We start from the raw sequence: 250 nt of genomic DNA, 5'->3' as shown, positions 1-250 counted from the left end.
GAAGGTCGAGCGCATGAAGAGCGAATACGTCGCCACCGTCTCGCACGAATTGCGCACCCCGCTGACCTCGATCCGCGCCTCGCTGGCCATGCTGGACGAGGGCATGGCCGGCGAACTGCCGCCGGACGTGGCGCGCCTGGTGACCGTCGCCTTCGAGAGCAGCGAGCGCCTGGTGCGCAGGGTGAACGACGTGCTCGACCTGCAGAAGATCGAGGCCGGCGTCATGCACTTCGAACGCCGCGCCCAGCCG

1 protein-coding gene is annotated in these 250 nt (G+C 68.8%); it reads left to right on the top strand.

The genetic code is table 11. The annotated features are described in order from the left end of the window. Nucleotides 1–13: 13 nt before the first annotated feature. Nucleotides 14–250: histidine kinase dimerization/phospho-acceptor domain-containing protein (locus KVT32_RS30875; RefSeq protein WP_305864345.1), on the top strand; the 237-nt coding region annotated here is incomplete at its 3' end.

The organism is Achromobacter sp. GbtcB20 (assembly GCF_019091095.1).
GTDB classification, from domain to species: Bacteria; Pseudomonadota; Gammaproteobacteria; order Burkholderiales; family Burkholderiaceae_B; genus Achromobacter; species Achromobacter mucicolens.
Note: the sequence above shows the minus strand (reverse complement) of the source record. Positions and strands in the feature narration are given on the sequence as shown.